The organism is Thermoflexus sp., from assembly GCF_042408365.1.
GTDB lineage: Bacteria > Chloroflexota > Anaerolineae > Thermoflexales > Thermoflexaceae > Thermoflexus.
In genome coordinates this window covers 1-13,058 of sequence record NZ_JBHOQJ010000310.1, presented here as the reverse complement: position 1 = coordinate 13,058, position 13,058 = coordinate 1, and the positions used below count along the sequence as shown (strand labels likewise).

12 protein-coding genes and 1 pseudogene are annotated in these 13,058 nt (G+C 63.5%); 10 read left to right on the top strand and 3 right to left on the bottom strand.

Annotated features, from left to right (window positions below):
* The coding region (locus tag ACFMO5_RS14180) for a Flp family type IVb pilin (protein WP_376793400.1) at nt 1-146 on the bottom strand (146 nt) is incomplete at its 3' end.
* 656 nt (nt 147-802) lie between these two features.
* On the opposite strand from ACFMO5_RS14180, the gene udk reads away from it, so the two are divergent.
* From udk to ACFMO5_RS14150, 6 genes are all read left to right on the top strand, one after another.
* Nucleotides 803-1,435, top strand: coding sequence for a uridine kinase (gene udk, locus ACFMO5_RS14175; protein ID WP_376793399.1), 633 nt, complete (start codon nt 803-805; stop codon nt 1,433-1,435).
* Entirely contained in the window at nt 1,432-2,601 is a 1,170-nt protein-coding gene (locus ACFMO5_RS14170) for a glycosyltransferase family 4 protein (RefSeq protein ID WP_376793398.1), read from the top strand. The genes udk and ACFMO5_RS14170 overlap by 4 nt, the downstream gene beginning before the upstream one ends.
* A gap of 167 nt (nt 2,602-2,768) precedes the next feature.
* Entirely contained in the window at nt 2,769-3,593 is an 825-nt protein-coding gene (locus ACFMO5_RS14165) for an undecaprenyl-diphosphate phosphatase (RefSeq protein ID WP_376793397.1), read from the top strand.
* A 372-nt stretch (nt 3,594-3,965) separates the two neighbouring features.
* A complete protein-coding gene (locus ACFMO5_RS14160; protein ID WP_376793396.1) occupies nt 3,966-4,343 on the top strand; it encodes a roadblock/LC7 domain-containing protein in 378 nt (125 codons plus the stop codon).
* 387 nt (nt 4,344-4,730) lie between these two features.
* Nucleotides 4,731-5,360, top strand: a complete 630-nt coding sequence (locus ACFMO5_RS14155; RefSeq protein ID WP_376793395.1) for a V4R domain-containing protein — start codon at nt 4,731-4,733, stop codon at nt 5,358-5,360.
* 34 nt (nt 5,361-5,394) lie between these two features.
* Entirely contained in the window at nt 5,395-6,252 is an 858-nt protein-coding gene (locus ACFMO5_RS14150; RefSeq protein WP_376793394.1) for a response regulator, read from the top strand.
* 190 nt (nt 6,253-6,442) lie between these two features.
* Here the strand turns inward: ACFMO5_RS14150 and ACFMO5_RS14145 are convergent, their stop codons facing one another.
* The gene (locus tag ACFMO5_RS14145; protein ID WP_376793393.1) at nt 6,443-6,622 is read right to left on the bottom strand and encodes a hypothetical protein; all 180 of its coding nucleotides are present in this window, start codon (nt 6,620-6,622) and stop codon (nt 6,443-6,445) included.
* A 301-nt stretch (nt 6,623-6,923) separates the two neighbouring features.
* Between ACFMO5_RS14145 and ACFMO5_RS14140 the strand changes: the two genes are divergently transcribed.
* Nucleotides 6,924-7,751, top strand: coding sequence for a PIG-L deacetylase family protein (locus ACFMO5_RS14140; RefSeq protein ID WP_376793392.1), 828 nt, complete (start codon nt 6,924-6,926; stop codon nt 7,749-7,751).
* Here ACFMO5_RS14140 and ACFMO5_RS14135 read toward each other — a convergent pair.
* On the bottom strand, nt 7,640-8,389 hold the full coding sequence (locus ACFMO5_RS14135; RefSeq protein ID WP_376793391.1) for a ubiquinone/menaquinone biosynthesis methyltransferase: 750 nt from the start codon (nt 8,387-8,389) through the stop codon (nt 7,640-7,642). The two genes, ACFMO5_RS14140 and ACFMO5_RS14135, sit on opposite strands and share 112 nt — an antisense overlap.
* A 274-nt stretch (nt 8,390-8,663) precedes the next feature.
* Here ACFMO5_RS14135 and ACFMO5_RS14130 point away from each other — a divergent pair, with 274 nt between their 5' ends.
* From ACFMO5_RS14130 to ACFMO5_RS14120, 3 genes and pseudogenes are all read left to right on the top strand, one after another.
* On the top strand, nt 8,664-9,410 hold the full coding sequence (locus ACFMO5_RS14130; protein ID WP_376793390.1) for an alpha/beta hydrolase: 747 nt from the start codon (nt 8,664-8,666) through the stop codon (nt 9,408-9,410).
* Nucleotides 9,398-9,976, top strand: coding sequence for a metallophosphoesterase family protein (locus ACFMO5_RS14125; RefSeq protein ID WP_376793389.1), 579 nt, complete (start codon nt 9,398-9,400; stop codon nt 9,974-9,976). Before ACFMO5_RS14130 ends, ACFMO5_RS14125 begins: the two co-directional genes overlap by 13 nt.
* Nucleotides 9,977-10,798: 822 nt before the next feature.
* Nucleotides 10,799-13,058 (top strand): annotated as a pseudogene (locus ACFMO5_RS14120) (DNA-directed RNA polymerase subunit beta); the annotation flags it as partial.

Below are 13,058 nucleotides of genomic sequence, written 5' to 3'. Positions count from 1 at the left end.
GAGGAGAACACCGTGCTCACCCGGGTGCCCAGGAAGGTGAGGATCGCGATGACTACGACAGCAATGAGCACCAGGATCAGGGCATACTCCACTAGTCCTTGTCCCTTCTCCCGTACCCACAACCAGAACTCAAGCAACCGTACCATGGAACACCTCCTGCATGCAAGGTGTGATCTCTGCTTACTATACCGAGAGAAAGAATAAATTTCCCTAGGACTTTAGTCACATGTGGGATAGTCGTGCTATATGCGTTATAAGATTATTACCCATGAGGTTGAAATCGTTCTATATGTAGGCTTTGCGTCAGGAACCGCTCTTCGTCGGCATCCAAATCGGCCTTGGGGATAGCGGCTTCTTCACTGCTTCCTCTCGTTGATCGAACGTCCTCAGCTGGCACTGGCGGGTCGGCTGAAGGTCCCCGGAGGGCGGTGTGACGTCGCCGTTATACTTGTGATCGGGTGGACCTCGCTTTAATATAGCAGGTCTGGGGAAGTAAGGGCCTTTTGGGGCGAGTCAGGGCTTTCATACAGTTCGGGTAAAGCGGATGGCCCCACCCCCCTTTATCCCCTCCCCACGGCCCGAAGGGCCGTGGGGGGGATTAAAAAATATTTCAGGGGCGAGTATGGAATCGGGGGTGATCCCTCCGCCTTGCGAATTTCCTTAAAGTAAGTTATGCCGTTCGGGGCTCGCGAGAGGGAGTAGAGCCGGGCGCCTTTGGCGCTCGGCTCCATCCCTAAAGCCCCCGCGAGGAAACCAATGGCCTCACTCCGATGCCTAATCGAAATCTTCTACGGCGATCGCGATGCCCAAGCGACCGATTGTGATCGGGATTGCGGGAGGGACTGGATCCGGCAAGACCACGGTGGCCGAGGCGATCGTGCGGCGCATCGGCCCGGAGCATATCGCGCTGATCCAGCAGGATAGCTACTATAAGGATCAAAGCCACCTCCCCATGGAGGAACGGGTCCGGATCAACTACGATCACCCGGACAGCCTGGACACGGACTTGCTCATCCAGCATCTGAAGGAGTTGTTGGCCGGGCGCTCGGTGGAGGTCCCGATTTACGATTTCACCACCTACACTCGAACGCCCCACACCCGGCGGGTGGAGCCGCGCCCGGTGATCCTGGTGGAGGGCATCCTGGTGTTTGTGGAGAAGGCGCTGCGGGAGCTGTTCGACATCAAGATCTACGTGGACGCTGATCCGGATATCCGGTTCATCCGCCGCCTTCAACGGGATATCGCCGAGCGCGGGCGGACCCTCGAATCGGTGATCCGGCAGTATCTCTCCACGGTCCGCCCCATGCACCTGGAGTTCGTCGAGCCCAGCAAGCGCTACGCGGATATCATCATCCCGGAGGGGGGCTTCAACACGGTGGCGTTGGATATGATCGCGGCCCGCATCCGGACGATGCTCCAGGAGGCGGAGGGATGAGCCCCATCGTCGTGGATGTCTCCGCCGCGGTGCACCATCGGGCCGGATTGGGCCGTTATGCGGCGGATCTGGTGAGGGCGCTGATCCCCTTATTGCCGGGCCGTCTCGCGATCTTTTATCACGATGCGCGCCGCGCGGACCTCTTCCCGCCCCTCGATCTCCTGCCGGCCCGCCCGTATCCGCTGCCGGCCAAGCCTTGGCGGTTGCAGGTGATGCTGGCCCATCTCTTCCGCCGCCCGATGGACGCCCTCGTCGGCCCGGCGCGCCTGTTTCACGCGACAGAACATCTTCTCCCCCCCTTCTGCAACCTCCCCTCGGTGTTCACTTTGCACGATCTGGTCTTCCGGCTTTATCCGGAGACCCATATGCCCTTAAACCGTTGGTTCCTCACGTTGATGATGCCCCGCTTCCTCCGGCGCGCCGATGCGGTGATCGCCGTCTCCGAGTGCACGCGACAGGATGCCATCCGCTGGTATCGCGTCCCGGAGGAACGGATCCACGTGGTTTATGAGGGGGTGGACGTCCGCTTTCGCCCTGCGCCGCTGGAGAGGGTTGCCGCCATCCGCGCTCGCTATCGTCTGCCGGACCGCTTTATCCTTTATGTCGGGACCATCGAGCCGCGCAAGAATCTGCCGACGTTGTTCGCCGCCTATCGGAGCCTGCTGGAGCGCTGGCCGGACCTGGGCCTGGTGGTGGCCGGGAGGCCCGGATGGCTGACGGAGGGGACCTTTCGGGCCTTGCGGGATCTGGGGCTGGAGGGGCGGGTTCGGTTCCTGGGCCATGTGCCCGATGAGGACCTCCCGGCTCTTTATTCGGCGGCCGTGGTTTTCGCCTTTCCCTCACTTTATGAAGGCTTCGGGCTTCCGCCCTTGGAGGCGATGGCCTGCGGGACGCCGGTGGTGGTGTCGGACGCCGCCTCGCTTCCGGAGATCGTAGGGGAGGCGGGCCTCCGTGTGCCGCCGGATCGCCCCGCGGACTGGGCAGCCGCCCTGGCGGCTCTTCTCTCCGACGAGTCCCTTCGGACCCATTTTCGGGAAGCGGGTTTGCGGCAGGCCGCCCGGTTCCGATGGGAAGAGGCCGCCGCGCGAACGGTGGAAATCTACGAGCGGGTGCTGCGAGCACGGGCCGCCATCCCCGGGCGCTTGGATGGGCCCGTGCCCCGGTGAGGAGGGAACGGCGCCTTGCAATCCGGTGAGGCGCGGGTTCGCCCATGGATGGGCTCAGCGCCTCTGGCCTCTTTCGGCGTTTCAGCGCCCGCTGGGGAGGGAAAGGGATCCCCTCCTGCCGTAAACGTGTGTCGGTCTGACTAATCAAAACTATCGAGGGAACATCCATGACCTGGCTTCAAGCGCTCATCCTAGGGATCACGCAGGGGCTCACCGAGTATCTCCCGATCAGCAGCTCGGCCCATCTGGTGCTCGTGCCTTGGCTGCTCGGCTGGCGGAACGATGAGCGGATCGTCTTCCCCTTCGATGTGCTGGTGCAGTGGGGAACGCTGGTTCCGGTGCTGATCTATTTCCGGCGCGATCTGTGGGCGATCCTGATCGCTGGGTGGGACGGCCTGCGACAGGGTTCCCCGTTTGCCACCCCGGAGGGCCGGCTGGGCGGGTGGATCCTTCTCGCCACTTTGCCGGCAGCGATTCTGGGGGTGCTCTTTAAAGAACCGATCGAGGCCGTTTTCCTCCAGCCCGTCGTGGCGGGCGCTCTGCTGTTCGGCACGGCGGGGCTGTTGTGGCTGGGGGAGCACCTCGGGCGGGGGGATCGGGATTTGCAACGGATGAAGGCTTGGGACGCGTTGGTCATCGGTTTCGCTCAGGCGCTGAGCCTATTGCCGGGGATCTCCCGCTCGGGGGCCACGATCGCCGCCGGGTTGGGCCGGGGATTTGTTCGGCCGGAGGCCGCGCGGTTCAGTTTCCTGCTGGGCATACCGGCTCTCCTGGGGGCTGGCCTGGTGGCCCTGAAAGATCTTTACCGGATCGGGTTCCCTCCACAGGCGATCATCCCTATCCTGATCGGCTTTCTCAGCGCGGCCCTCTCCGGCTACTTCGCGATCTGGGGTTTAATGCGGATGGTGCGACGGCGGTCCCTTAGGCCCTTTGCGGTCTATTGCGCGGGCGTGGGGACGTTGACCCTTCTCCTCTTTCTCTTGCGGGGGTGAAGGGGAGGCGGCCTTCCCCGGTTCGAAGGCGGGTGGGCGGGGTGGCCTTCGGACGAACCCTAAGATCACGCAGTTTGACAAGCTGGCTGATCTGTGATAGGTTTCGGAAACGGTTTGGCTGGATGGAAAGCGCTGTGATGGGATGCCGTCCGTCGCGCGTCGGCGGGAGCCGATGGGGGGGCTGTCTATGGGCTTTCGCCGATAGCCGAAGGGGCTCCGAAGATCGCGGCTGCCTTGCTGCATGCCAAGTCCTGCCGAGGCCCATCGGCGCCGGCCATCGGCCGGCCGGTGGCGCCGAGGGGTGACTCCCGGTCGCCGCTCGCCGCGGTCACGTCGCCCGCCTCTCATCCTGTTCGCTACTGGGGGTCTGCAATGGCCCGGACGCGCACCGAGAGAATGATCGAGCGTTTGAAGGAGCTTCAGGCCAGCACGCCGGATATCGAGGCCTCCGCAGTGGTCAGCCTCGACGGGTTGATCATCGCCTCCGCCCTCCCCGCCGATGTGGAAGAAGACCGGGTCTCGGCGATGTCTGCCGCGATGCTTTCCTTGGGTGAGCGGATCGCCGGCGAACTGGGCCGGGGGACGCTGGATCAAGTTTACATCCGCGGCGAGCGGGGCTATGTGGTGCTTATGGCGGTTGGGGAGGAGGCCGTGCTCACCGTGCTGGCCAGACCTCAGGCCAAGCTCGGGTTACTGTTCCTGGACATGCGGCGGGCCGCTGAGGATCTGGCCCGCATCCTTGCCTCTTAACACCCTCTCGGCTTCTCAACACCCTCTGGCGCGGGTTGCGTCGTTTTGTGTTTCGGGCGCTGGGTTAAGGGTCCGGGATCTTCAATCCGGAGCGTTTGAGGGGAGTGGGGCCGTCGAAGGGGGCTCCACCCACCCCAAAATCACTTAACTTTCTCCTCCCCGCCGCCCGTTGGGCTGGGGGAGGAGAAAAGAGTGGAGGAGCAGATGGCCCCTCCACCGCATATCCCCAAAACCGCGGAATTTGCGCGAGGCGCAAGACATCTGCGCGGCTTCCTTAATTCATGACACCTGGGGCTCATCGCCCCTGCAAGGGGTAACTACCAGCTCTCTTCAATAGCTTGTGCCTCGCTGGGAAAAGCGTTCCACCCTCGATTGGGAGGCTATGCCTTGAGCCAACAGAAGAGCGGCCTGTATTATCCCAATAAGATCGCCCGGATTTTCCTGGAGGCGCTGGAGGACGTGATGGGGAAGAACGGTTTGAACGCGGTCCTGAACCTGGCTCATCTTCCCCATCTGATTGATAACTACCCGCCCGATAACCTGGAGCGTGGGTTTGATTTCGCGGATTTCTCGGCCATCAACCGGGCGTTGGAGGAGATGTATGGGCCGCGAGGGGGCAGAGGGCTGGCGCTGCGGGGAGGGCGCGCCTCTTTCGCCCGGGGCCTTCAGGGCTTCGGCGCCCTGGCCGGGGTCAGCGACCTCGCCTTCCGGGTGTTGCCTCTCCAGGCCAAGTTGAAAATCGGCCTCCCGGCCATGGCCGGCATTTTCACCCAGTTCAGCGATCAAAAAAGTTATGTTTATGAGGAGGCGGAGCGTTTCATCTATGTGATCGAGCGTTGCCCGGTGTGCTGGGGCCGCAAAACCGATCGCCCGGTCTGTTACGCCGCTATCGGCTTGCTTCAGGAGGGGTTGCGTTGGGTCAGCGGAGGCAAGGAGTTCCGCGTGGAGGAGATCTCTTGTATCGCGATGGGGGATGCTACATGCTCCTTCGCGATCTATAAGGAACCGATCGGATGACCTGGCCACTGGCAGCTCGCCGATGGAGGTTGCGATGAGGAGAGTGGCCACCCTCCTGATTGTGGAAGACGAACCGGAGACCGTCAACCTGCTGGACATGTATTTCCAGGCCCAGGGTTATCAGGTGCTCACTGCGACCTCCGGCGAGGAAGCCCTATCGCTGGCCCGAGAGCATGCTCCGGATCTCATCGTGCTGGACATCCGCCTACCAGACATCGATGGCTTCGAGGTCTTCCGGCAGTTGCGCGCCCATCGGCGAACCCATGAGATACCGGTGATCTTTCTGACGGAGAAGCGGGAGCGGGAGAACCGGTTGACCGGCCTGGAGATGGGCGCCCACGATTACATCCCGAAGCCCTTCAGCCTTCAGGAGCTGCGAGCCCGCATTCAGAACATCCTGCAACGATCCCGCGCCGAGCCGGCCCTCGATGGGCTCACGGGGCTGCCAGGCCGTCCGTTGATCCTGGAGTACCTGAGGGAGCAGCTTGGGCGATCGGATTGGGGGGCTTTGTTGATCGGCTTGGAGGGGCTGGAGGGATTTGGGGAGCGCTATGGGTTTGTGGCTCGGGATGATGCGATCCGCGCGGTGGGACTCCTCCTGGCCGGGCTCAATCATGAAAATGGGGAGGCTTTCTTCCTCGGCCACATGGGCGGGGGATGGTTTATCATGATCGGGGAGGGCCATCAAGTCCATGCGATCATAGGGCAGGCGATCGCTCGATTAAGAAGTGCCCTGCCGTACTTTTACCCCCTGCAGGATGTGGAGGAACATCCGCGCCAACTTCCCCGATTGCAGGTGGTGGCAGCCCAGGTTCAGGGGGCCGAAGGGCCGTTTCCCACTCCGGAGAGCGTGATCCAGCGGCTGAACGAACGGCGGAAAGCGTTTCCTTAGAAAGCGGGACAAGCGCCCCGGCGCTTACCTCCAACTCCAGAAGGGTGTTTCTCCTGCCTCCCTGCATCCCGAAGGGCTGCAGGGAGGCGGGAGAACGACAGGGAGGGACGATCCGCACCTCCGCCGGGTAGCCCCAAAACGCCAGCGAACAAAGCACGACCTTCCCTCCGTTTGCGGGAGGGGGGGCGGATCAGGCGAAGCACTTCTTGTGGTAATATCGCATCCGGTTGCGCATCCCATCCTTGACCGGCAGCAGCTCGCTCAACCGGATGGGTTGCCCGCACCGATAACAAATCCGACGGGTGGGGAGGTCCACCGCCTGCACGACCTTCTTCTCTTCCTGCTGGACCTTCTTGGTTGCCTTGGCCATACGCCTTGCCTCCTGAAGGAGGATAAAAGCGATCGCCGATGAGAGCGTTTCGTGGCTGCTCCATTTCGGGCAGCAGTTCCTTGGGTTACCGAACGGCGCAACGCCTGAAAGCAGGTAGTGACCCCTTTCGGTCGTGATGGGTTCCCAAGGTCAAGAATTCAAGGGGGCTGCGCGGGGGGAGGGAATTCCCCCATCCCCCTTTCCTCGTGGGGTGCAGGTGCCTTCGGCGGCCCGCTCCCCACGGGGAAAAATCACCTACCGAATGGAATAACCACCCAAAGCCATAAGGCAGGGCGAAAATATGCCACGGACTTTCCCCTTTGTCAAGCCATCCGCACGGATCCGGGTGCTTTCTCCGCATCTGGATGACGCGGTGCTCTCTTGCGGGGGGACCCTTTATCGGTTGAGCCGGGAGGCCCATCCCGTGGAGGTGATCACCGTGTTTGCCGGAGATCCCGTTCCCCCCCTGCCGCCTTTCGCACAGGAGCTGCACGCGCTTTGGGGAGGCGGCGAGGGAGCTATGGCCATGCGACGCGCGGAGGATTTGGAGGCCCTGGCCCTTCTCCACGCGACGCCGATCCACTGGACGTTCCCGGATACCATCTATCGCCGGGATGCCCAGGGCCAGCCGCTCTGCCAGGGCCGGGAGGATCTCTTCCGTCCCCCACACCCGGATGAGGCCATCTGGATCGAGCGGATCCGGGAAGCGCTGACGGCCCTTCCCTGGGAGGAGGGCGATCTGTTGCTCGCCCCGCTGGCGTTGGGCGGCCATGTGGATCATCGCCTGGTCTATATCGCCGTGGAAGGCTGGCGCCGCGCGGGGATCCTCCATGGGTTTTACGAAGATTTCCCTTATGCGGAGTGGGAGGGAGTCCACAACCCTCCCGGGAGGGAGCCCCATCGGGTGCGGCTCGAAGAAGAGGATCTGGAGATGAAGGCGAAAGCCATCCGGGCTTATCGATCCCAGTGGCCGATCTTCTTCGCCACGGAGGGAGAGATCCTGGAGCGGATCCGGGCTTACGCGCTTCGGGTCGGCGGGGATGCTCCGGCGGAGCGCTTTTGGTTCCCCACCGGCTTCATGCCGACCACAAGGGCCACCGCTTCCAGCATGAACGTGCGGGTTTCTTGAAGGACCAGGCCTGCACGGGCCATGGCGCTGGCCAGCTCGTCCAGGGTGAAGAAGTTTTCCACCGACTGCGGCAGATACGTATAGGCCGCGCGGTCGCCCGCCACGATCCCCCCAATCCATGGAACGATTCGATGGAAATAGAATCGATAGAAGGGGGTCCACCACCGCTCCGGCGGTCGGATGGCTTCCAAACATACCACCCGACCGCCGGGGCGGACCACCCGGGCCTGCTCCCGCAGGGCGAGGTCCAGATCGGCGACGTTCCGCATGACGAAGCCGGAGACTACCGCATCGAAGGTTTCATCCGCGAAGGGGAGGCGCAGTGCATCTCCACCGATCCATCGGATGCGGTCGCGGCCGGGCTTCATGCGCCCGCGGAGCATCATTGGGAGGGTGAAATCGCAGCCCACGACCAGCGCCTCGGGGCACTGCCGGAGCGCCTCCGCGGCCAGATCGCCGGTCCCGGCCCCCACATCCAGCACGCGGGCGTCCGGCGTCAGAGCGCATGCGCGGATGGCCTGCTGGCGCCACCGGAGATCCAGACCCCCCGTCATCAGTCGGTTCATCAGATCATAACGGTGGGCGATGCGGGCGAACATCGCCCGTATTTGTTCCGGCTTGTCCGGGCTTGTGGTCATGGGCAAGGGATCCCTCGGGTGGATTGGCGAACGGACGGCGAGGCCGCCGAAAGCGCCCCAAGGCGGGTGGCTGGCCAGGGGCAAGAGGCGGCCGGAGGCCGCTGATCCCGATGTTCCCCACTAACGGCTTATTTTACTGAAAGGGATCCGCATGGCTCAATCGGATCTCGGGAGCCTCGATCGGTTGTCGGGAGCGTTGGCCCGCTGGGGGCCGCGCCCGGGAGAAGGCCCGCTGTGTCCCGGCGGCGAGCCTTTCTTTTTCCCAGGTGGGCCCGTGGGGATATTGTTGATCCATGGGTTCACTGGTGCCCCTCAGGAGATGCGCCGGCTCGGGGTTTTCCTGGCCCAACGCGGGAGGACCGTGTTGGGGATCCGGTTGCCCGGCCATGGGACGCGGCCGGAGGATCTGCGCCAGGTCACGTGGCGGGATTGGACGGAGGCGGTGGCCCTGGGCGCCGACACCCTGCGAGAACAATGCCGGGCGGTGTTCCTGTGCGGCCTCTCTTTGGGCGGCGTCCTCGCGCTCTATGAAGCCGCCCGGCGGCCGCCAGATGGCTTGATCGTGATGGCCTCCCCTTACCGAATCCGGGATGTCCGCCTTCGCTTCCTCTGGCTGTTGAAACGGCTGGTCCCCAATGTGCGGAAGGGCCCCTCGGATCTCCGCGATCCGGAGGCTCAGGCCCAGCAGGTTTCATATCCCTGGTATCCGCTGACGGCTGTGGAGGAGCTGCTCCGCGCCCTGCGGGCCGCGACCGCCCGTCTGTCGCAGGTGCGTTGTCCCACGCTTTTGATCTATTCCCGGTCGGATCGCACCGTCCCTCCGGATCATGGGTGGGCGATTTACCATCGGCTGGGGAGCTCGGACAAGACGGTCCACTGGCTGGTTGGCAGCGGACACGTCATTCCGGAGGATATCGAGCGGGAGGAGGCCTTCGCGCAGATCGATCGCTTCATCCGGCGCGTGGCGAGCCAGGCGATGGAGCGAAACGGGGCTCCGAGGTTGGCTCCATGCGAACGATGACCGTCGGCCTGATTGCGGACACACACGTCCCGCAGCGGATGGAGCGCTTGCCGCCGCAGGTGGCGGAGATCTTCCGCGGCGTCGCCCTGATCCTGCATGCGGGGGACCTGAACCGCTGGCCGGTGCTGGACGAGCTGGCCCGGTTGGCTCCGGTGGTGGCTGTGAAGGGGAACGCGGACATCGGGCTCCGGCTGCCCTGGCAGGAGGTTGTGGAGATCAACGGCATCCGGATCGGGTTAACCCATGGCCATGGCGGATGGCCAATTTATCTGAGGAATAAGATCCGGGAGGCCACTATCGGCTTCGAGCCGCTGCGTTATCTGCGATATGCGCGCTTCGCTTTTCGAGAGCCGGTGCATCTGATCGTCTCCGGGCATACGCACCGGCCCCACCTGGTATGCGTGAATGGGGTCTGGTTGGTGAACCCGGGCCCGGTCGCGCCGGACTATTACGTCCAGCGGGGGCCGGCGGTGGGCCTTCTCCACGTGAAGCCAGGGGATCTACGGTATGAGTGGGTCGATCTCTCCACGGGGCGCGTTCGGGATTGGGCGCTTCCGATCGGGTAGGGGCGGGCCTTGCGTCGGCTCGATTTTTGCGGAGCGCCGCCTCCTCCACGTTGTGCAACCGGCGTTCGGGGCGCGTCCCCATTTCGCCAGATGAAGCGAAATCGGGCAATCGCTTCATTTGGTGATAGTAATTTTTTCTTCGTGGGTGGGGCGATGCCCCCACCGCGAATTTTTGACCTGGGCTACCCATGACTTCTCCCTACGAAGCTGGGATGCGCCCGGTGTTCGAACGAATTTGCCAAAATCGCGATTTGTTGTTACACTTTTAATTTGCGATGTCATAAACCCTGTGAGAGACCACTGGAGCCTTCACTCCATGGAGTTCGATCGCCCTTCCGGCGCCAGGGCATGGAGGGGATGGTGATCGATTCGGGGCGCTTACGGATGAGCCGCGAACGCCTGAAAAGGTGGTTTCCCTGCGGGTGGAAAAAGATCCTCGATGGGGGCGGGCCTGACAGCCCCCCATCGGACCCTCGGTAGCGAAGCCGCCGCATCCCACCAGGATGTTCTATACCACATGCGAGGAGCGCTGTGGATTCCAGCTTGCCTCCATGATCCCGGGCTCGTCCCGGCTTTAAGGTCGCAGCAGGTCTGGGATATTTGTTCGGCAAAGGGTTCAACCTTCCAACGTTTCTCCCTTTGAGGCGCCTTTGGCCATGCTCCCCGATCTCCCTCCCCCGCGATGTCTGGGCTGCGGAGAGGAAGATCGGGGAAGGAAAAGGAGGGTGGAGGGCCTCGCTGGTCTTCTGACGCCGCCTCCACCACGGGACATCGAACCGGCAAACCCATAGGATCTGGAAGCCTGAAGGAGGAGCAGACTATATGATCCGAATTAACGGCGAGAAACACTACGCGCACATCCCGGAGATCCTGGAGCCGCCGAATCTGATTGAGATCCAACATCGATCGTTCCAGTGGTTCATTGATGAGGGCTTGAAGGAGCTCTTCGATGAGATCTCCCCCGTCGAGAGCCTGAACGGCCAGATGCGTCTTTATTTCCCGGGCAACAACCCGGTGGCCAGGCAGCTGAAGCTGCGCTATTGGTTCGACGAACCCAAGCACACGGAGCTGGAATGCTTGGAGCGGGATCTCACCTACGGCCGCGGGATGTGGGTTCAGGTGGCTCTGATCGTGGCCGGGCGGGAGCCCATGGTGAAGGATGTTTTCTTCGGGGAGCTCCCGTGGATCACGAGCAACGGCACGTTTATCTATAACGGCACGGAACGGGTGGTGGTCTCCCAGCTGATCCGCTCGCCCGGCGTCTACTTCGATATGGAGGAGGATCCCTCCTTAGGCCGCCCCTTGGCGATGGCCAAGCTGATCCCGGACCGGGGGGTCTGGCTGGAGTTCGAAACCCGACGCAACGATCTGCTGATCCTTCGCTTCAACCGGCGCCGCACGGTGCCGGCCACGCTCTTTCTGCGCGCCCTGGCCGCCCTGGACGATGGGATCAGCCAGATCCTGACGGAGGGCACCGACGAGGAGCTGCTGGAGCTTTTCAAGGATGTCGACGTTCACCCGGATCATCCGTATATCCTCAGCACCATCCGTCAGGAGGGCCGGCTGGAGCCTCGGGAGGGCCGCACCATCGCCCAAGAGGCGCTCATCGAGTTCTTCCGCCGGCTGCGCCCGGGCGACCCGCCGACGCTGGAGAACGCCCACTCGTTCCTGGTGGCCCAGCTCTTCGATCCCCATCGGTACGATCTGCATCGGGTCGGCCGGTATAAGATGAACCGGCGGCTGGAGCTCTCCATTCCGATCCACCATCGCACGCTCACCAAGCAAGATATCGTGGCCATCATCAAGGAGATCATCCGCATCAACAACGGGGTGCGGCCGCCTGATGATATGGACCATCTGGGGAACCGGCGGGTGCGCACCGTGGGCGAGCTGATCCAGGCCAAGATGCGGGTGGGGCTGCGCCGGATGGAGCGGGTGATCCAGGAGCGGATGAGCATCGCCGATCCCGCCACGGTCACGCCCCTCCAGCTGATCAATATCCGCCCGGTGATGGCCGCGCTGCGGGAGTTCTTCGGCTCGAGCCAGCTTTCCCAGTTCATGGATCAGACGAACCCGCTTTCGGAGCTCACCCACAAGCGCACCCTTTCGGCGCTGGGGCCGGGAGGCCTGCGGCGGGAGCGCGCCGGGTTTGAGGTGCGGGACGTCCACCTCAGCCACTACGGCCGGATCTGCCCGATCGAGACGCCGGAGGGGCCGAACATCGGTCTGATCGGCCGGCTGGCGATCTACAGCCGGGTGAACGAATTCGGCTTCATCGAAACCCCTTATCGGAAGGTGGTCCGGGCTGTGCCCAACCGGCCCGAGGCGCTGATCGGCCGGATCCTGCGGGAGGACGTGGTGGATCCGGGGACCGGAGAGGTGATCGCGTCGGCGGGGACGGAGGTCACCGAGGCCCTGGCGAAGCGGATCGCCCGCCTTCCGCTGGAGGAGATCCGGGTTCAACCCTTCGTGACCCAGGAGATCGTCTATCTGACGGCCGACGAGGAGGAGCGTTACGTCATCGCCCAGGCCAGCGTGGAACTGGACGAGAGGGGGCACTTCAAGCAGACCCGTGTTCCTGCCCGCTATATGGGGAAGTTCATGATGGAGGCCCCGGAGCGGATCGATTATATGGATGTCGCTCCGCGACAGATCGTAGGGGTCTCCGCTTCCCTGATCCCCTTCTTGGAGCACGATGACGCCAACCGCGCCCTGATGGGCTCCAACATGCAACGCCAGGCGGTGCCGCTCCTGCGCCCGGAGGCCCCCATCGTGGCGACTGGGATGGAGCGGGTGGCCGCGCGGGATTCCGGCCACGTCCTCCTCTCCGAGGTCGACGGCGAGGTCATCCAGGCCACCGCCGACGAGATCGTGATCCGGGGCACCAACCGGCGGCTGTATCGCTACCCGCTGCGGCGTTTCCAGCGATCGAACCAGAGCACCTGCATCCACCAGCGCCCGCTGGTCTTCAAGGGCCAGAAGGTGAAGAAGGGCCAGGTCATCGCGGACTCCAGCAGCACGGATCAAGGGATGCTGGCCCTGGGCCGCAACCTCGTTGTGGCTTTCCTTTCCTGGGAGGGCC

What these genes read in the sequence shown, in the direction of transcription:
- ACFMO5_RS14145 (WP_376793393.1), bottom strand. Translation starts at nt 6,622, where the DNA reads ATGGCCAAGGCAACCAAGAAGGTCCAGCAGGAAGAGAAGAAGGTCGTG.
- ACFMO5_RS14160 (WP_376793396.1), top strand. Translation starts at nt 3,966, where the DNA reads ATGGCCCGGACGCGCACCGAGAGAATGATCGAGCGTTTGAAGGAGCTT.
- ACFMO5_RS14140 (WP_376793392.1), top strand. Translation starts at nt 6,924, where the DNA reads ATGCCACGGACTTTCCCCTTTGTCAAGCCATCCGCACGGATCCGGGTG.
- ACFMO5_RS14135 (WP_376793391.1), bottom strand. Translation starts at nt 8,389, where the DNA reads ATGACCACAAGCCCGGACAAGCCGGAACAAATACGGGCGATGTTCGCC.
- ACFMO5_RS14150 (WP_376793394.1), top strand. Translation starts at nt 5,395, where the DNA reads ATGAGGAGAGTGGCCACCCTCCTGATTGTGGAAGACGAACCGGAGACC.
- udk (WP_376793399.1), top strand. Translation starts at nt 803, where the DNA reads ATGCCCAAGCGACCGATTGTGATCGGGATTGCGGGAGGGACTGGATCC.
- ACFMO5_RS14170 (WP_376793398.1), top strand. Translation starts at nt 1,432, where the DNA reads ATGAGCCCCATCGTCGTGGATGTCTCCGCCGCGGTGCACCATCGGGCC.
- ACFMO5_RS14165 (WP_376793397.1), top strand. Translation starts at nt 2,769, where the DNA reads ATGACCTGGCTTCAAGCGCTCATCCTAGGGATCACGCAGGGGCTCACC.
- ACFMO5_RS14125 (WP_376793389.1), top strand. Translation starts at nt 9,398, where the DNA reads ATGCGAACGATGACCGTCGGCCTGATTGCGGACACACACGTCCCGCAG.